General features: G+C 40.5%; 21 protein-coding genes. 15 read left to right on the top strand and 6 right to left on the bottom strand.

Annotated features, from left to right (window positions below; translation table 11 throughout):
* Nucleotides 1–11: 11 nt before the first annotated feature.
* From CVS84_RS06020 to CVS84_RS06070, 13 genes are all read left to right on the top strand, one after another.
* A complete protein-coding gene (locus CVS84_RS06020) occupies nt 12–686 on the top strand; it encodes an anaerobic ribonucleoside-triphosphate reductase activating protein (protein WP_107691573.1) in 675 nt (224 codons plus the stop codon).
* A 74-nt stretch (nt 687–760) separates the two neighbouring features.
* The gene (locus CVS84_RS06025; protein WP_107691574.1) at nt 761–1,906 is read left to right on the top strand and encodes an iron-containing alcohol dehydrogenase; all 1,146 of its coding nucleotides are present in this window, start codon (nt 761–763) and stop codon (nt 1,904–1,906) included.
* Nucleotides 1,907–1,935: 29 nt separating this feature from the next.
* Nucleotides 1,936–2,577: an NAD(P)H-binding protein gene (locus CVS84_RS06030; RefSeq protein WP_107691575.1), complete on the top strand. Its 642-nt coding sequence runs from the start codon at nt 1,936–1,938 to the stop codon at nt 2,575–2,577.
* Nucleotides 2,574–3,344, top strand: coding sequence for an SDR family NAD(P)-dependent oxidoreductase (locus CVS84_RS06035; RefSeq protein WP_107691576.1), 771 nt, complete (start codon nt 2,574–2,576; stop codon nt 3,342–3,344). Before CVS84_RS06030 ends, CVS84_RS06035 begins: the two co-directional genes overlap by 4 nt.
* A gap of 70 nt (nt 3,345–3,414) precedes the next feature.
* Nucleotides 3,415–4,851 (top strand): subtype B tannase, encoded by a 1,437-nt coding sequence (locus CVS84_RS06040; protein ID WP_107691577.1) that lies wholly within the window; start codon nt 3,415–3,417, stop codon nt 4,849–4,851.
* A 15-nt stretch (nt 4,852–4,866) separates the two neighbouring features.
* Entirely contained in the window at nt 4,867–5,085 is a 219-nt protein-coding gene (locus tag CVS84_RS09640) for a hypothetical protein (RefSeq protein ID WP_234411910.1), read from the top strand.
* A complete protein-coding gene (locus tag CVS84_RS09645; protein WP_234411913.1) occupies nt 5,078–5,164 on the top strand; it encodes an antibiotic biosynthesis monooxygenase in 87 nt (28 codons plus the stop codon). The genes CVS84_RS09640 and CVS84_RS09645 overlap by 8 nt, the downstream gene beginning before the upstream one ends.
* Nucleotides 5,165–5,308: 144 nt before the next feature.
* Entirely contained in the window at nt 5,309–5,548 is a 240-nt protein-coding gene (locus tag CVS84_RS09650; protein ID WP_234411914.1) for a putative quinol monooxygenase, read from the top strand.
* Between the two features lie 8 nt (nt 5,549–5,556).
* On the top strand, nt 5,557–7,128 hold the full coding sequence (locus tag CVS84_RS06050) for a tannase/feruloyl esterase family alpha/beta hydrolase (protein ID WP_107691578.1): 1,572 nt from the start codon (nt 5,557–5,559) through the stop codon (nt 7,126–7,128).
* Nucleotides 7,129–7,143: 15 nt separating this feature from the next.
* The gene (locus tag CVS84_RS06055; protein WP_107691579.1) at nt 7,144–7,704 is read left to right on the top strand and encodes an NAD(P)H-dependent oxidoreductase; all 561 of its coding nucleotides are present in this window, start codon (nt 7,144–7,146) and stop codon (nt 7,702–7,704) included.
* Entirely contained in the window at nt 7,701–7,925 is a 225-nt protein-coding gene (locus CVS84_RS06060) for a DUF2798 domain-containing protein (protein WP_107691580.1), read from the top strand. Before CVS84_RS06055 ends, CVS84_RS06060 begins: the two co-directional genes overlap by 4 nt.
* Before the next feature lie 93 nt (nt 7,926–8,018).
* Nucleotides 8,019–8,663 carry a ferritin family protein gene (locus tag CVS84_RS06065; RefSeq protein WP_021091887.1) on the top strand — a complete coding sequence of 215 codons (645 nt, stop codon included), beginning with the start codon at nt 8,019–8,021 and terminating at the stop codon, nt 8,661–8,663.
* A gap of 99 nt (nt 8,664–8,762) precedes the next feature.
* The gene (locus CVS84_RS06070; RefSeq protein ID WP_107691581.1) at nt 8,763–9,053 is read left to right on the top strand and encodes a DUF5339 domain-containing protein; all 291 of its coding nucleotides are present in this window, start codon (nt 8,763–8,765) and stop codon (nt 9,051–9,053) included.
* Nucleotides 9,054–9,083: 30 nt separating this feature from the next.
* On the opposite strand, the gene rmuC is transcribed toward CVS84_RS06070, so the two are convergent.
* Nucleotides 9,084–10,652, bottom strand: a complete 1,569-nt coding sequence (rmuC, locus tag CVS84_RS06075; RefSeq protein ID WP_107691582.1) for a DNA recombination protein RmuC — start codon at nt 10,650–10,652, stop codon at nt 9,084–9,086.
* A gap of 77 nt (nt 10,653–10,729) precedes the next feature.
* Nucleotides 10,730–12,403 carry a dihydroxy-acid dehydratase gene (gene ilvD / locus CVS84_RS06080; protein ID WP_107691583.1) on the bottom strand — a complete coding sequence of 558 codons (1,674 nt, stop codon included), beginning with the start codon at nt 12,401–12,403 and terminating at the stop codon, nt 10,730–10,732.
* Nucleotides 12,404–12,646: 243 nt separating this feature from the next.
* On the opposite strand from ilvD, the gene CVS84_RS09450 reads away from it, so the two are divergent.
* Both CVS84_RS09450 and CVS84_RS06085 read left to right on the top strand, forming a co-directional pair.
* Nucleotides 12,647–12,850 carry a hypothetical protein gene (locus CVS84_RS09450; protein ID WP_159070073.1) on the top strand — a complete coding sequence of 68 codons (204 nt, stop codon included), beginning with the start codon at nt 12,647–12,649 and terminating at the stop codon, nt 12,848–12,850.
* Nucleotides 12,851–12,925: 75 nt separating this feature from the next.
* Nucleotides 12,926–13,276 carry a hypothetical protein gene (locus CVS84_RS06085; RefSeq protein ID WP_107691584.1) on the top strand — a complete coding sequence of 117 codons (351 nt, stop codon included), beginning with the start codon at nt 12,926–12,928 and terminating at the stop codon, nt 13,274–13,276.
* Between the two features lie 35 nt (nt 13,277–13,311).
* Here the strand turns inward: CVS84_RS06085 and CVS84_RS06090 are convergent, their stop codons facing one another.
* The 4 genes from CVS84_RS06090 to CVS84_RS06105 form a co-directional block, all read right to left on the bottom strand.
* Entirely contained in the window at nt 13,312–15,081 is a 1,770-nt protein-coding gene (locus CVS84_RS06090; RefSeq protein WP_107691585.1) for an aryl-sulfate sulfotransferase, read from the bottom strand.
* Between the two features lie 265 nt (nt 15,082–15,346).
* Complete coding sequence (locus tag CVS84_RS06095; protein ID WP_234411915.1) at nt 15,347–16,474, bottom strand: cytochrome d ubiquinol oxidase subunit II; 1,128 nt, start codon at nt 16,472–16,474, stop codon at nt 15,347–15,349.
* Nucleotides 16,464–17,999 carry a cytochrome ubiquinol oxidase subunit I gene (locus CVS84_RS06100; protein ID WP_107691587.1) on the bottom strand — a complete coding sequence of 512 codons (1,536 nt, stop codon included), beginning with the start codon at nt 17,997–17,999 and terminating at the stop codon, nt 16,464–16,466. The genes CVS84_RS06095 and CVS84_RS06100 overlap by 11 nt, the downstream gene beginning before the upstream one ends.
* Nucleotide 18,000: 1 nt before the next feature.
* Nucleotides 18,001–18,216 carry a DUF4492 domain-containing protein gene (locus tag CVS84_RS06105; RefSeq protein WP_072595258.1) on the bottom strand — a complete coding sequence of 72 codons (216 nt, stop codon included), beginning with the start codon at nt 18,214–18,216 and terminating at the stop codon, nt 18,001–18,003.
* Nucleotides 18,217–18,308 lie beyond the last annotated feature (92 nt).

Genomic DNA, 18,308 nt, shown 5'->3' on the forward strand with positions numbered 1-18,308 from the left:
GGTCCATAAATTTGCATAAAGTCTTTAGTATAACGCCATTTACTACGCTTGATTATCCAGACAAAGTGGCTGCAGTAGTTTGGTTTGCAGGCTGTAATATGCGATGTGTGTATTGCTACAATATAGAAGTTGTAAATTCAAATGGCAATATAGAAATGGCTGAGGTTTGTAACTTTTTAGACCGCCGCATAGGTAAGCTAAATGGCATCGTCTTTAGCGGTGGCGAATGCACGGCAAATCCTTTGTTTTTAAAACTTGCAAGAGAGGTTAAGTCAAGAAATTTTTGCCTAAAGGTCGATACAAATGGCTCTCATATTGAGATTTTAAAAGAGGCGATAGGCGAAGGGCTGATTGACTATATCGCACTTGATTTTAAAGCACCAAAAGAGAAATTTGTGGGCGTAACTGGCTCAAATTTATATGAAAAATTTATTAGCGCACTAAAGTATCTGCTTGAGATAAATTTCGATTTTGAAGTAAGAACAACCGTGCATGCAGATTTTTTAGATGAAGCAGATATTTCTTTGATGTCTGAAATTCTTTATGACCTTGGATATAGAGGCAATTATTATTTGCAAAAATTCCTTAGCACAGGTGAAAATTTTGGAAATTTGGTTGATGCTAAAAGTAGCTTTGATCCGAAAAAAATCATCTCAAAACTTCCTATCAAACTAAGAAACTTTTAAATTTCTACTCATTATTTTTAACAAAAATTTTTGCTTTACAAAACTATAATCATTAAAACTAATAAGGAGAAACTATGCAAAATTTTAGCTTTTTAAACCCTACAAGAATAGAATTTGGCAAAGACAAAGAGCAAAATATCGGCAGATATATGAAAGAATTTGGCGTTAAAAAGACGCTTATCATCTATGGCAGCGATAGGATCATAAAAAATGGCCTTTTTGATGTGGCAGCAAAGAGCCTAAGTGCAAATGGCATTGAGTTTTGCAAGATCGGTGGTGTGAAGTCAAACCCAGTTCTAAGCAAGGTAAATGAGGCTATAAATTTAGCAAAAAAGCAAGGTGTCGATAGCGTGCTAGCCATAGGCGGTGGCTCTGTACTTGACACGGCAAAGGCCGTGGCTGCTGGAGTTAAATATAACGGCGACGTTTGGGACTTTTTTACCGGCAAAGATCCAAGTGAAGCGCTTATGATCTTTGACATCATAACGCTTGCAGCAACTGGCTCAGAGATGAACGGCGGCTCGGTCGTCACAAACGAAGCCACAAAACAGAAATTTGCTATGCACGGAGCATGTCTTTACCCAAAAGTATCGGTGATAAATCCACTTCTTCAAGCAAGTGTGAGCAAAGAGTATTTGGTCTATTCGGCTTCCGACATTATCGCTCATAGCATCGAGGGCTACTTTACAGCGAGTGTTCAGCCTGAGATCATAAATTTATACATCGAAGCAAACATCAAAACGGTCATGAAAACGACAGAAATTTTACTAAAAGAGTCATGTAATTACGATGCTAGAGGCGAGTTTGCCTGGGCTGCTACGATGGCACTAAATGGCTTAACTTACGTTGGCACAGCTGGCTACTCATATCCAAATCACATGATCGAGCATGCCATAGGTGCGGTAGTAGACTGTGCACACGGAGCTGGACTAAGTGTGGTTATGCCAGCTTGGATGAAGTGGTATAAGAGTAGAAATTTAGAGGCATTTAAGCGCTTTGGCAAAGAAATTTTTGGCGTGGATGACGCAGACGCAGGCATAGAGAAGCTAAAAGAGTGGTTTAGCAAGATTGGCACGCCAACGAGTCTTATTGAAATCGGCGTTGATGAGACAAATTTAGACGAGATCATGGCGTTAGTTTATGACTACGCCAAGGGCAGGGGACTAGAGCAAATTTATACAAAAGAGGCCATAAGTGAAATTTTTGCCTTAGCGAGATAGAATTTATCTAAATTTTACAAAGGAAAGATATGAAAAAGATCGCCCTTATAGCTGGAGCTAGCGGTGCTTTGGGAAGTGAGATTTTAAAAAATTTATGCGAGAGTGAGCATTATAGTAAGGTTATCGCCCTTGCTAGGCATGAACTAGAATTTACTCACGAAAAGCTTGAAGTAAAGATAGTAAATTTTGACGAGCTAAAAGATGAGGTGCCATTTATCGCTGATGATGTATTTTGCGCGCTTGGCACGACGATGAAGGTGGCAAAGCACAAGGAGCAGTTTTACAAAGTCGATGTGACCTATCCGCTAAATTTTGCCAAATTTGGCTTGGAGTGCGGCGCAAAACGCTTTGTTTTACTCTCAGCTGCAGGTGCTAGCAGAAAGTCAGGCTCATTTTACCTAAAGGCAAAAGGCCAAGCAGAAGCAAAGATAAAAGAGCTTGGATATAGCTCATTTCACGTCGTTAGGCTGCCACTTATCGAGGCTGAGAGAAAGGACTTTAGACTTGGCGAGTATCTGGCGATAAAGGCGTTTAAATTTATCCCAAAAGGCTTTTTTGACGAGTATCGTCCAATGAGGGCGGCTGATATCGCTAAAGTGATCGTGCAAGTAGCGCAAGATGACCACAGCGAAGGTGTCAAAATTTATAGCCCGATGGAGTACGCGAAGTGAAAAGATACATCGCCATCACTGGAGCAAGCTCAGGTATAGGAGCGGCCGCGGCAAAGGTATTTGCAAGGCGCGGGGAGAATTTGATCCTTATTGCAAGACGTGGTGAGCTTTTAGAACAGCTAAAAAGCGAGATAGCTAAATTTTCGGATGTTGATGTTGTCATAGAGATTTGTGATCTATCAAAACAAGAAAATGCCCTCTCTCTTTGGCAAAATTTAGAAAAATATGAGCTAAAAGCGCTTATAAACAATGCTGGCTTTGGTGACTATAACAAGGTCGGCGAGCAAAATTTAGAAAAAATCACGCAGATGATAAATTTAAACATCATCTCACTTGTCACGCTCTCAACGCTCTTTACTAAAAAATACAAAGACAAAGATACACAGCTCATCAATATCTCTTCAATAGGTGGCTACAAGATCGTACCAAATGCCGTCACATACTGCGCTAGCAAATTTTTCGTAAGCGCCTTTAGCGAGGGGCTTTACCACGAGCTAGCACAGGACAAGCAGGCAAAAATGCAGGCTAAAGTGCTAGCTCCAGCTGCCACAAAGACAGAATTTGGCATGGTGGCAACTAGCAAAAAGAGCTACGACTACGACAAAGCGTTTAAAAAGTATCACACGAGCGAGCAGATGGCGGAGTTTTTGCTTCGCCTTTATGATAGCCATTACTGCGTTGGCGCGGTCGATAGAGATAGCTTTGAGTTTAGTTTAAGCAAGCCAAAATTTGACTACGCGATCAAATACGAGCCAAAAGATAACTAGGCGCTAAAGCCCTGGCAGCCTACGCCAAGGCTGGTAAAGCAAAAAGTAGGACAAAATAAAAAGGCAGATCATGAAAGGCGTTAGAGTTGCTATTTTAGGGGTTTGTTTAGTAGGTGCGTGCTTTGGAAATGAACTTAAATTTGATGAAAAGAAATTTGAGCTAAAAAGCGTGCAAGTTGGCGAGAAGACGCTTAAATTTAGAGCTTATGAGGGCATAGTCTATGTGGCAAAGCCAGTTAGTGACTATCAGGTCTTAAATTTTTATGTGCCAGAGGATAAATTTAGCGACCAAAAGAGCGCTATCCTTATGCCAAACGCGATCGGCGGCTATATGAGCGCAATGCCTTCAAAGCCAGAAATCCAAAACGAAAAACCAAATGCCACCCTCGAAGCGCTTCTTAGAGGCTATGTCGTGGCGAGCGTTGGCGCTAGGGGTAGGACACTAAAAGATGGCGAGAAATTTATCGGTAAAGCACCAGCTGCGATAGTCGATCTAAAAGCGGCCGTTAGATATCTTAAATTTAACGACAAATTTATGCCAGGCGACGCAAATAAGATCATCTCAAACGGCACTAGTGCAGGAGGCGCGATGTCTGCACTTCTTGGCATTAGTGCAGGGGCAAAAGAGTATGAGCCATATCTTAAAGAGCTAGGCGCTGCAAAGGCGGATGATCAAATTTACGCCGCTTCAGCCTACTGCCCTGTGACAAATTTAGAGCATGAGGACGAGGCATATGAGTGGATGTTTGGGGATTTGGATAAATTTGAAAGGATTGATTTTACAAGTCTTGACGCGGCTAGCTTTAACGACAGGAGCAAAAAGCCAAAGATGATCACAGGTGAGCTAAACGCCACGCAAAAAGAGCTCTCACGTGAGCTAAAGAGTAAATTTCCAGCCTATCTAAACTCGCTAAATTTAAAAGACGCCAAAGGCCACGCGCTAAGCCTTGATGAAAACGGCGAGGGCAGTTTCAAAGAGTATATAAACGCCCTTATCTCAAGAGCATTTACCGCTACAAAAAGTAGCGACAAAAGCACACTAACGCCTAAATTTATCACGCTTGACACGCAGGGCTGCTCGCTTGGATATACATTTAAGCTTGAAGACTTCATCGCCTCGCTAAAACGCGCCAAAGCACCAGTCGCATTTGACGGTCTTGCACTAGAAAATCCTGAAAACGATCTCTTTGGCGATAGCAAAACGCCTGCAAAGCACTTTACTAAATTTGCAAAAGAGCGAAGTGGTGGCCAGATGGCAGAGGCTAGCGTCATAAAAATGATGAATGCGATGAACTACGCTAAAAACAAAAATGCAGCGAAATTTTACCGCATAAGGCAGGGCACAAACGACACCGACTTAGCGCTTGCCATACCTGCTATGCTTGCACTTTCGCTTAAAAATGCTGGCAAAGAGGTTGATTTTGAAGCGGTCTGGAGACAAGGACATGGCGGCGACTACGACCTTGATGAGCTTTTTGCTTGGATGAAAAGAGTAGAGAATAGATAAATTTAAGGAGTTTTGATGATAAAAAAGCTATTTTTACTAGCGGTTTTGGCGGCTTTTGCCTTTGGGGCGGAGGCAAAAGTGAGCTTATATGAGCTGCTTTCAACGCCAAATAACAAGACTTTGCTAAAGCAGCTTGGCAGAGAAAAAATACTAAGCTCAAAGAGCGAGCCAGGCACACAGGCGATCTTTTTTGTAAACGCAAAGAGCAAGGCCAGAGCTATTTTACGTGCTTGAGTTTTATAAGGATGAGGAGGCTTATAAAAAGCATATTAGCTCGGCGCATTTTAAGAAATTTGTAAGCGCAAGCGCTTAAATTTTAGCTAGCAAAAAGGCTATTGGTGTAAAAAAGAGGGCTGCGTTTTCTAAAAATTTAACGCCGGAGAGGCTAAAAGATGCCTACTTTCACATCACAAACTTAAGCCTAAAGGCAAAAAGCGATGCGAAATTTGAAAAGATCATCAAACAATATATGCAAAAAAGTGTAGATGAGGGCGCTTATGCGCAGTTTGCCTTTAGTAAAAAGGATGCGCCAAACAAGTGGGTGCTGGTTGAAATTTACAAAGACGAAGCTAGCTTTGAGAGCTACTGCCACAGCGAAAACTACAAGGCTTACGCAAAAGAGCGAGCTGGGCTAATAGACGAATTTGACGGCTTTGGTCTCAAAAACGAGACCTCATTTAGCAAGGTAAAATTTTAGGAGATGTTATGAATAAAATTTCACTTTTTTGCGCACCGGCACTCATTGGCAGTACGGCTTTTGCCATTGATAAGGTAGGATGTGAGAGTTTAAAAGATGTGAAAATTTTAAACAACGAGATGATAGATGTGGTGTGGAATGAGAGCGGCGAAGTCTCGGCTGATAGGATGTCTGCACTAACTGGCGGTAGTAAAAATATGATCAAAGCAAAGCCTCACTGCGTGGTGCATGGCAAGCTATATAGGCGCGTAGGCTCGGACGGCAAAGAGTACGCCATAGACTACGAGCTAAGGCTGCCAGAGCAGTGGAATGAGAAGTTTTTATTTCAAGGTGGTGGCGGTATGGACGGCTTTGTAGCGCCTGCTATTGGTGCGGTGCCGATACGAACAAGCACAGCCACGCCAGTGCTTCTTAGAGACTATGCGGTCGTTACTACAAACTCAGGTTACCCAAAGTCAACGGCTGAGTTTGGGCTGGATCAACAAGCAAGGCTAGACTACGCCTATCAAGCGATCGGCAAGGTCATAGACGCAGCTAAGCAAATTTTAGTTGCCGCATACGCCAAAGCCCCAAAACACAGCTATTTTATGGGCTGCTCAAATAGCGGCAGGGCAGCACTCATCGCAGCACAGCGCTATCCGCTAGAATTTGATGGCGTCATCGCTGCAAACCCTGGCTTTAGGCTATCTCGCGCGGCGATCGCTCAGCAGTGGGACAACCAAGCCCTTATGAAGATAGCTCCGAAAAATGAAAAAGGCGAGAAAATATTTGCAAATGCCCTAACGCAGGATGACCTTGATAAGCTAAGCCAAGCCGTGCTTGAAAAATGTGACGGCTTAGACGGGCTAAAAGATGGGATCATCAATGCTTGGGAAACGTGCAAATTTGACCCAAAAAGCTTAAATTTGCCAAAGCAAAAGATAGCAGCGATAGAGAAAATCTTTAACGGAGCTAAAAACAGCAAGGGCGAGCAAATTTATAGTGGCTGGTTTTACGACTCAGGCGTGAGCGCTGAGGGCTGGAGGCAATGGAAACTAGGCGACTCACAAAGCGCCAAGCCAAACGCTAGAAACATCACGCTTTCAAGTGGCTCGGTGAATTACTACTTTTTAACGCCCGCGCAGCCAAATTTTGACACGATAAATTTTGACTTTGACAAAGACACGCCAAAGACTTTCGAGACCGCAGCGAGAAATGACGCCATCTCAACAAGCCTTAGCACATTTAGCGCAAATGGCGGCAAGATAATCATCGTAACTGGCGTCTCAGACCCAGTTTTTTCGGCAAAAGATCAAAGGGATTGGTTTAAAAAGCTAGAGGCTGATAATGAAAATAGCCAAAATTTCGCGGCATTTTTTGCGCTACCTGGGATGAACCACTGCGGTGGCGGAAACGGCATAGATGACGTCGATCCTCTTAGTGCGCTTGAAGCGTGGCACGAAAAGGGCGAAGCGCCAAAGAGCATGCTAGCAAAAAGTAGGACCTACGCTGGCAAGGAATTTTTAGTGTGTGCCTATCCAAAGGTAGCTACATACGTGGGTGGCGATACCAGCAAGGCAAGTAGCTTTGTTTGCAAGTAAATTTAAGGAGAGAAAATGAGTGAAATTTTAGTTGTATCAGGTCACACTGACCTTGAAAATTCCTTTGCAAATAAAATCATCTTGGGCGAGCTAAAAAAGCACGTGCCAGAGGCTAAATTTGACATACTAAGCGAGCTTTATAAAAACTATGTGATCGATGTAAAAGCCGAGCAAGAGAAGCTTGTAAAGGCTGATGTGATTGTGCTTGTTTATCCATTTTTTTGGTACGGCGTGCCATCGCTTTTACAAAAATGGTTTGAGGATGTGCTAGTTCATGGCTTCTCTCATGGCAGCAGCGGAGATAAGCTACGTGGCAAGAAGCTAGTGCTTTCATTTACCTCTGGCGCGCCTGAAGAGCTTTATAAAAAAGAGGCGCTTCAGCGATACGAGATAGAAGAATTTTTGCCACCACTTAAGGCACTAGCGAATACTTGCGGAATGGAGTTTGCAGGATATGTTTATAGCGGAGGGCTATCATATCAGAGCAGACACGATGAGGCAAAGCTTGCTTTGATAAGGCAAAAGGCGCTCGATCATTCAAAAAGACTAGGCGAGCTGATAGGCAAAATTTCATGATGCCAGCAAAATTTTATAAATATATTTTTGCGTTTATAATGTCAGCATTTATGACGTTTTTTATGTCATTTGTGCTGACATATCTAAACCTTGGCTTTGTTGATGGCTTTGTAAAAATTTGGCTAACTGCTTACGTAAAAGCTTTTGTAGTAGCGTATCCTGTGCTTTTGCTAGTCTCTCAATTTGTAACGAAACTCACACAAATTTTATGCAAAAAATAAAATAATAATATACGTTATCAATAAAAATTATTATTTACTTATTTTAATTATTTGGTTATAATCCAATCAAAATTTATCAAAATAGGAGTCAAAATGAGACAGTACGAAACATACAAATGCGAGAAATGCGGCAACGAGATCGAGGTTCAAAAAGTTGGCGGCGGTACACTAACCTGTTGCGGCGAAGAGATGAAATGCGTGACTGAAAATTTAACAGCTGTAAATTTGATGAAGGCATTTGCTGGCGAGTCACAAGCTAGAAATAAATATGAGCTTTACGGCGACCTAGCTAAAGAAGCAGGCTATCACGCGATAGCTAGACACTTTTATGAGGCAGCTGAGAATGAGAAATGGCATGCAAGAGCTGAGTTTAAAAAATATCACGAGCTAATGAACGATCCGATCGATAAGATGGATAAAAATTTACTTGACGCTGCAGCTGGCGAAAACTACGAGCATACGACGATGTATCCAGACTTTGCAAAGATCGCAAAAGAAGAAGAGCTAAGAGATGTTGAGAGGTTATTTAACGCGATCGGCAAGGTCGAGGTTGAGCATGAAAGAGAATATCTAGAGCTTAAAAAGATGCTTGATGAAGAGGGCTTTTTTGAGAGCGATGAAGAAGATATCTGGGTTTGCGAGGTGTGCGGACACGTTCATAGAGGCAAAAAAGCTCCAGGCGCTTGCCCGCTTTGCAAAGCTCCAAAAGAGTATTTTAAGCGCGAATTTCTAGGCTAAAAGCCAAAATAGTCAAGGTGTTTGCCTTGGCTATTAATTTAAGTCATAAAATATTATAAAAATGATACAATCCTTTCAAATTTTCACAAGGAGAAAGAGATGAAAAAATCACTTTTAGTTTTAGCTACTCTTGGCTTTGCACTAAGCCTAAACGCTGCAGATCTTACAGATACTTGCAAATCATACTTCTCAGACATCGATAAGATGGTTGAAGCTTACAAAAAAGCTGGACAAGAGCAACAAGTAAAAATTTATGAAGATCAAAAGAAACAATCAATGGACCAACTAGCTTCTTTACCAAAAGAGCAACAAGATGCTACTTGCAAACAAGCTAAAGAGATGTTTGCTCAAGTAATGGAACAAATGAAAAAACAAGGTCTTTTAAAATAAATTTTTATGGCTAGTTTTTCTAGCCATATCCTAATCCTCTTTTTCTAATTCGTTATTTACGCCGATCTCTTTTACTTCTATATCTTTTTGATCGTCTGGAGACAAGCGTTTAAAATTTTCAAGTCTACTAACAAGACCATCTCTGCCACTAAAACTTGATGCAAGGGCGTTAAAATGTTTGTTTGCAGTATTTAGTGTATTGCTAAGTCTATTCATATGCTCGGCCACATTGCGGACTTTATCATAAATTTTAATCGCACTCTTTACGATATTTTTGGCCTCTTCATTGCCACGTTCTATGCGCCATAAATTTGCCACTGTGCGAAGAATAGGCATAAGTGTAGTGTGAGATACTAGTATTACGCGCTTTTGAAATGCATAGTCAAAAAGAGAACTATCAAATTTCATAGCCTCGATATATGCTGGCTCAATTGGTATAAACATCAATACAAAATCAGGACTATCAGGTACGATCTCTCCGTAATTTTTACTATTTAAGCCATCTATGTGGTTTTTCATAGAAGCAATATGCTCTTTCAATGCTAAATTTAGCTCCTCTTCGTTGCTAGCTGTGATAGCCTTTTCGTAAGCTACAAGTGAGACTTTAGAATCAACTATTAGGTGCTTACCATCTGGTATCTTTACTATAAAATCAGGAATAAGACGTTTGCCTTCTTCGTTCTTGAAATTTTGTTGTGTCAAGTAGTGCTCATCTTTTACAAGTCCAGAAGCCTCAAATGTGCGTTCAAGCTGTATTTCACCCCAGTTTCCAAGTGTTTTATTGCTACCTTTTAGTGCAGTGGCTAGTGAGTTTGCCTCTTTTGACATTGAGATACCAACCTCACTTATGTGCTTAATCTGCGTTCCTAGCGCGCTCATGCCTTTAACTGATTCGTCGTGGACTGCATTTACGCGCTCTTGAAAGGTTGAAATTTGCTCCTTTAGAGGCTTTAGTAAAAGATCTAAAGAATTTTGGCTATTTTGTGTGAAATTTGCACTTTTTTCTTCAAATATTTTATTTGCAAGATTAGAAAATTCCAAATTTAACTCATTTTTTACTTTTAATAAATTTGCCTCTTGCTCTTTTAGGCTATTTTCTTTTGCTTCTATTTCATTTCTAAGCACAGCCATATCACGTTTTAATCTATTTTCTCTCTCACTTGCTTCAGCTAAAGCACTTTTATTTTGATTTAGCTCGGCTAGAGTTGCAGTGAAATTTGCCTCGTTATTCTTGGCCCTTTCATTTGCTGTACCGATACTCTCTTTAAGCTCGTTTATCACGCGCTCCATTGCATCTTCGGCTTCGTCTTTTTGTGCTATTTTGGTTTTTAGCGCATCGATCTCACTGATGAGCTCGTCTATTCGCTCGTGATTTGACATAAGCCTTGCTTTTTGCTCGCTAATTAGCTGTAGATTTTCACTATTTTTAGATACTAAATTTGTTAGATTTGATGAAATTTCAAAATTTTCTTGCTCTTTTTGTGCCAAATTTCTCTTTAGCTCGAGTTTGTCTCTATTAAATGAATAGATGACAAATATCGCAATCAAAAATAGTACTCCTAAAAATATAGCAGCATAAAAATAGAAATCTTGTTGCATTTAGTATCCTTAAAAAATGAAGAAATTTTTATATTTTTACAAAAGCAAAGAGATTACTCCTTGCTTTATAGTAAATTTTATGCTTCTAGAACTGCTCCGTTGCTTGCGTTTGTGACTAGTTTGCGGTATTGCCTTAGCCAGCGAGAGGTTAGCGCTTTATCAACTGGCTTAAATTCCGCTCTTCTCTTTGCGATCTCGGCTTCGCTTAGGCGAACGTTTATCTCGTATTTATCGACGTCTATATCGATTATATCGCCATCTTTTAGCAGGCCTATCATGCCACCTTCAGCCGCTTCTGGGCTTACGTGGCCGATGCTTAGACCCCTTGTCGCCCCGCTAAAGCGACCATCTGTGATGAGTGCTACGTCTGCACCAAGGCCTCGTCCCATGATGAGTGAGGTAGGGCTTAGCATCTCTTGCATGCCAGGGCCTCCGCGTGGGCCTTCGTAGCGGATGACGACGACATCGCCTTTATCTACTTTACCGCTTGAGATACCAGCTATGGCTTCATCTTGTGAGTTAAAGCAGACCGCTTTGCCGCTAAATTTACGCTCGCCAACGATGCCAGCTGTCTTGATTACACAGCCTTGCTCGGCTAAATTTCCAAATAAAATGGCAAGTCCGCCAACTTGTGAATAGGCGTTTTCTACTTTGTGAATGATGCTTTCATCTTTGATGTCACTTACCTTGACACGCTCTCCTAGAGTTTCGCCACTAACTGTGAGATTGTCCAAATTTAGCATGCCATTATCTCTGCGTGAAATTTCTTTTATCACCGCATTCATACCGCCAGCTCTACCGATATCCTCCATATGCACGTTTGGCAAGCTTGGGCTGATCTTAGCGATGTGAGCGATATTTTGGCTGATCTTATTTAGCTCTTTGATATCTAAATTTACGCCAGCCTCTCTTGAGATGGCTAGCATGTGAAGGACGGTGTTACTACTGCCGCCCATCGCCATATCAACGACAAGTGCGTTGCGGATCGCCTTTTCATTTAGTATGTTTCTTATCTTAAATTTCTCATCAAGGGCGATCTGGCAAATTCTACGAGCAGCTTGCCTGATGAGCTCCTCACGCTCTGGAGTTAGCGCCAGGATGGTGCCGTTGCCAGGGAGCGCTATACCCATCGCTTCACAAAGCGTGTTCATAGAATTTGCTGTAAACATACCGCTACAGCTGCCACCGCTTGGACATGCATTGCACTCGATATCTTTTAGCTCGGCCTCATCTATCTCTTTGGTCTCAAATTTACCAACCGCCTCAAACGCAGTCGCAAGATCGATTGGCTTGCCATCTTTTGTGTAGCCCTTTTTCATTGGGCCACCGCTTACAAACACGGTTGGGACATTGACCCTTAAAGCACCCATAACCATGCCAGGGACGATCTTGTCGCAGTTTGGCATACAAACAAGTGCGTCAAGTGCATGAGCGTTCATCACGGTCTCTATCGAGTTTGCGATGATCTCACGGCTAGGCAAGCTATATAGCATGCCACCATGCCCCATCGCGATGCCATCATCCACGCCGATACAGTTAAACTCAAATGGAATACAGCCATTTTTGCGAATCTCATCTTTTAAAATTTGCGCATATTTATTTAAGAAAAAGTGGCCTGGAATGATCTCTATAAAGCTGTTTGCAACGCCGATAAATGGTTTATTAAAGTCATCATCTTTTAACCCAGTCGCACGTAAAAGTGAGCGGTGTGGGGCTCTTGTGTAGCCTTTTTTGATTATATCGCTTCTCAAATTTGATCCTTTTTTAAAATTTGAGAGGATTTTATCACATATAAAGTATCAAAGATTTTAAAAAAATTTTGCAAATTTAAAAATTTTTTTATTACATAAATAACACATTAAATTTGTAAAATTTATACAAAAAGGATGAGCTAAATAGCTACGAAATTTCGGCAATTTTAATCAAAGCAGTATGCAAAATAATAACGTAAAAATATTATCAATGTGTTATAAATATTGATTCATAGGGCTTTATTGTACCCTGGTACAATTTACAAGGCCTATGAAAATTTATACAATGCGATAAAATTTTTTAACAAGGATGAGAAAATGATCGCAAAAATAGAGGGCATAAAAGTGATGCCAATGCAAACTAAAATTTTAAATTCTGGCGTAAACTTTTATGAAAATAACTTCACAAATACAACTTTAATTTTTCCTTTTTACGCGAAGAAGTAAAACAACTTCTAATCTCCAAAACAAGAGCGATTTAGCTTTTATTTTAAATTTAATTTATAGTTAAGAGAGTTTTATATGCAAAGTGAAAAAATAGAAATTTTACTTGATGAAGTGAATGAAACAATAGATTCGATATTTAGAACCTGTAATAAAAATGGTGGAACAAAGAAAGCTTTGGAAAATAGAAAGCTAAATAAAGAAATTTTGAAAGATAAATTTGCATCGATCTTTTTAAAATTTGACCAGATAGATGATGATAATTTTAAAAGCATAGCCCTTGCAAGTGATGAGACAAAAGAGCTAAGTGAGATGGTAAAAGCTTTTGAAGCGGATAAAGATATAGACTTGCCAGAACTAGAGCGAGCGATAAATTTTAACCTTACTAGAATCAAAGAAGCAATCTATAAATTTCAAAACAACAACTAAAAGCTGGTGAGAGAAAAATCTCACACCAGATACTGCTAATAACTAAATACCTCCGGATCAATAACCATTGCCCTATAAGCAACATCATCTCTTGAAGCAGAGTCTACATCCATCTCAAATTTGATCTCATTTGTCTTTGGATCGATCTCAACTAAGACCATTTTGATAGTCTTGTCAGGACGGAGTAAATTTACATTTGAGCTTGAGATGAAGTAGGTATTTTTATCCTTTTGCCACTCGACGTTGCTAGTAACTGCGCTATAAAAGTTAAAGCCACGCTCCTTGCCAAACTGCCAAGTCTGCTCAACCGTGCCCTTTTTCTCATCTATCTTGTACTCAACCGCGCGGGAGTATTTATCCTCTTTAAAGGCTGGCTGCTCCATGCCTCTTGCATCGCCATTGTCAAAGACGCTTAGATGTTTTATACTGCCTTTGTTGTCATATCTTGGCGTTAGCCATGCGGTGTGTTGAGTCCATGACCAGTCAAATTCGCCCTCGCATTTTGAGTTTTCGCATTTTATCTCATTGCCTTTGCTATCGACTGGAGTTAGCACTTTGGCTTTAAATTCTTCACTCCAGCCCTCAGGCGAAGCTAGTATCCATTTTACTTTTTTATCTCGGCCGATTTTAACGATACCTTGGTGGCGAAGTGAGAGGATAATGCTATCGTCGCTCTCATCATATGAGATAGAGTTTACGTGAGCCCAGTTTCTGCCTGTGCCAGTAGAGGTGATGTCGCCAAATGGCTGATCATCGCTTATCTTGATTTCTTTTGCCTCCATGTCGATATTTAGGCAAACAGCTCTAGCATCAAGTGCTTTTATGAGGTTGCTGCGGTAGACGTTGTTGCCAAAAATTTCGTTTAGATCCCACTCTTCGACCACTTTGCCAGTGCTATCGACCTCGATGATGTGGTCTCTTATAGTGTGAGAAATTTTGCCATCTTTGTGGTGGTAGTTGTATTTGCCAACTCTAAGAAGTGAGTGGTCGCCCTTTAACGGCATAACTTCGTGGCTTAGATCGATGTAGCCTCTTGGAAGCGGGCGATTATAAATTTCTTTTCCCATAAGGTCGTATCTTAGATATCTTTGAGCCATGCCAAAGCTGATATCGCCGTTTTTTAGCTGATGAAAGCCCATCATCATGCCTCCATCCATTACTCTGCGCTCGCTGCGGTCGTAAAATTTTTGATAGTCAAGATACCATCTAACCTCACCTTTGGTGTCTACGATGTAGTTTTCGGTAAAGTCATTCCAGCTAGCAGCTCCGCCATTTTTCCAATCAAGCGGTTTATAGACGCTTGTGATCGTGTTATTTATGAGATAGAGCCTGTTTTTAAAGGCAGGATCGACCTTTTTCACGCGAGTCTTTTGCATGTGTGAGAACCTATAATCACGGCTATATGTGACGATAGGCTGGGCGTAAATTTTATATATTTCTACCTTTTTAGCTCCGTTAAATGTGTAGCTAACGACAACTTCATTTAGATAGTCAGGGTAAAGTCCCCAAATAGGCACACCATCATGCGTAAGCAGGGCATGCTCTGAGACGTTGTAGTCGATGTCGATACCGCCATCTGGCTTGCCTTTTACTTTGACGTGGATATCTTTGATGTCCTTGCCAGCTCTATCGATGATAGCAGTTAGAGGCGATACGTCATAAGGATTTATAAAGACCGATCCAAGCTCACCTTGAACCTTTACGTGATGAGCCAGGACTCCAGCCTCTAGTGGCGTGATGCCTATACTAAGACCACTAACCAAAACAGCCGCAAGGGTAACAGAACCTAAGAAATTCTTGCTCATTTTCGCTCCTTTAATAAAATTTAATGATATCTTACTACCCAAATTTCACGCAAAACTAACGCTTATATGAAAAGTGGCTTAAATAAATTTATAAAGAAGTCGTTTTAAAGAGTAAAAATAAAAAGAAGAATTTAGGAGCAAACGCCCCTAAATTTTAGTTATTTGTGTCAAATTTCTTAAGAGAAAAAAGAACAAATTTATAGCTAGCAAATAGCGTCACTGGCCAAAGTATCAAAAAAATTCCTGCTTCTAACATTTATAATCCTTAGTATGCGTGATGATCATTTTTGATCTCGTCTTGCGTGATCTTCTTGCTGTCTATTGCTCTCCAAACGACGATGATATAAGCAAGCACTACTGGCACTAGCAAACTAACATAGGCCATAACGCCAAGTGTATAGTGGCTAGAGCTTGCGTTTTTGATAGTTAGCGAGCTAGAAAGGTCACTAAATGACGGATAAAATGCAGTGCCATTTAGGCCTGTTATCAAAAATAGTGCGGTCACAGCCAGTGTCACACCAACACCGTAAGCAAAAATTCCACGTATACTTTTTGTAAATGCTCCTTGGAAAATTCCAACAAGTACCAAAACAACGCCAACAAGAAGCAATATACCGACGATAGGCATCTCGATCAAATTTATAGCGTATTTGTAAGGCATAAGGCTAACTACGCCATTTGCGTCGTATGCAAAGCCATCTTTTGTAAGCACCCAAGCAAGAAATCCTAGAAAAAATGGCAAAAATAGCACGGTGTTGATAATTAGCTGTTTTCTAGCGTTTTGTATAAATTCGCCATCAGCGATGTTGTTTATAAGATATAAGCAGCCGCCTACGCGAGATAGGAAAAACATCGCTATGCCAAGCAAGTATAAGTAAGGATTTGCCAAAGCTTCAAGACCGCGAAAAGGAGTCTTCCACTCGACAAAATTGTGTTCATTTAGCACAAAATCGCTTCCGCTAAAAAATGTACTAACCGCCATGCCAATAAGGATAACGCCAAGTGAGCCATTTATGAAAAGGAAAATTTCATAAGTTCTAGCGCCTAAAAAGTTATTAGGCTTTTTGCGGTACTCGTAGCTTACAGCTTGGATGATAAAGCAAAATAAAATAGCCAGCCAAACCCAGTAAGCGCCACCAAAGCTAGTAGCGTAAAATAGCGGGAATGCCGCAAAGCACGCGCCACCAAACATAACAAGCGTCGTAAATGTAAGCTCCCATTTTCTACCGATAGAATTTATGAGCATATCTTTTTTAAGCTCGTCCTTGCCAAGGCTAAAGATGAGCGACTGGCCGCCTTGAACAAACATCATAAATACCAAAAGTCCGCCAAGAAGGCTAACTATAAACCACCAATAAATTTGTAAATTTTCTAAGCTTAAACTATGCATGATCGTTAAATCCTATCTTTATTTGCTTAAGCATGATCTTGATCTCGGCTATCAGCAAGACCGTAAATAAAACAGCAAATAATGTAAATGAAATTTTGACATTTGAGTCAGATAAATTTGTAGCTCCGACGCCAACGGTCATGAGATCTTGTATCGCCCATGGCTGACGGCCGACTTCTGTTACTATCCAGCCAGCCTCAGCTGCGATGTAGCCAAGCGGTATGGTAAAGAGGCAGACCCACAAAAATACTCTTATGTTTTCAAATTTATATTTTTTTGAAAGATTTAGATAGAGCGTAATAGCAAAAAGAGCTATGAAGTAAGTGCCAAGTGCGACCATGATGTGGAAGCTATAAAATGTAAGTGCAACTGGTGGCACAGCATCTTTTGCGTCCTTAAGATAGCCATATCCTAAGAAATTTAGGTTGCTCTCTAAATTTGAAAGCGAGCTTTTCATCAAGCTCTCGTCATTTGCTTTTTTAGCCTCTTTGTAGTTTTTAAGAGCTTCGATAGCTACTTTGCCCTTTGCCATCTTCTCTTCTACGCTTATTAGATTGTGCTCGCTGTTGCCATAAAGTAGGTCGTTTATGCCTGGTGTAAATGAGTCAAGCTCTCTGTTTGCCATGATGCCAAGTGCGTAAGGTACTTTTATCTCAAGTAAAAAGGCATCGCTCTCATCGCCAAGCTTTTTAGCTGGGTTTAAAATGCCAGCGGCAACTAAACCAGCGTTAGTTTCGCCATTATAAAGTCCCTCCATCGCAGCAAGCTTCATAGGCTGTTTCTGAGCTGCAAGATATGCGCTCTCATCGCCGCTAAGTAGCAAAAATGCCGATGTGATAAGTCCAAATGCGCTAGCAACGACGATACTTTTTTTAGCTAGTAAGATGTGGCGTTTTTTGATTAAAAACCAAGCAGAAATTCCTATCACAAAAATAGCTGAGATAGTGTAGCCACTAGTTACTGTGTGTAAAAATTTAGTGATACCAAGTGGATTTAGTGCGACTTCGAAGAAATTTTGCATCTCCATTCTAGCGGTATCTGGGTTAAATTTCATACCGATAGGATATTGCATCCAGCCGTTTGCGATTAAGATCCAAAGTGCGCTTAAATTTGAACCGATCGCAACAAGCCATGTTGAAAGTAGGTGAAATTTCTTGCTAACCTTATCCCAGCCAAAAAACATAATGGCAAAAAATGTACTCTCCATGAAAAATGCGAGTAAGCCCTCGATCGCAAGTGGAGCGCCGAAAATATCGCCGACAAACCAGCTGTAGTTCGCCCAGTTTGTACCAAACTCAAATTCCATGATGATGCCAGTAGCCACACCGATAGCGAAATTTATACCAAAGAGCTTTAGCCAAAATTTCGTTATCTCAAGCCATGCTTTATCGCCAGTTTTGACATATATCGTCTCCATGATAGCGATGATAAAACTTAGCCCCAAAGTAAGTGGGACAAACAAAAAGTGGTAAATGGCAGTCAGCGCAAACTGAGCCCTAGACCAATCAACAAAATCCATCTCAGACATTTTATTCCTTTATTAAATTACGAATTACAAATTCGCTTTTTTCTTCGTCGGTTTGAAATTTGGTATTTAGAGTCTCGTCAAATATGAAGACTTTTAAAATTCCAAACATGATGATAAGCTTTATTATTATGAGAAGCCATAATTTTTTGCCTATTTTCATGTTTTTAAAGCCCTCTATATATAAAGAGGCAATGATGTTTAGGTAGTTTTTTATCATAGTTTTTGAAGTCTATAACAAAAAGACTTAAAGAATAATTTTTAAAATTTATACGATTAATGCCTTACTAAATATTTAAGGGGTATAATCCG

This window comes from Campylobacter concisus (genome assembly GCF_003048575.1).
Lineage (GTDB): Bacteria > Campylobacterota > Campylobacteria > Campylobacterales > Campylobacteraceae > Campylobacter_A > Campylobacter_A concisus_U.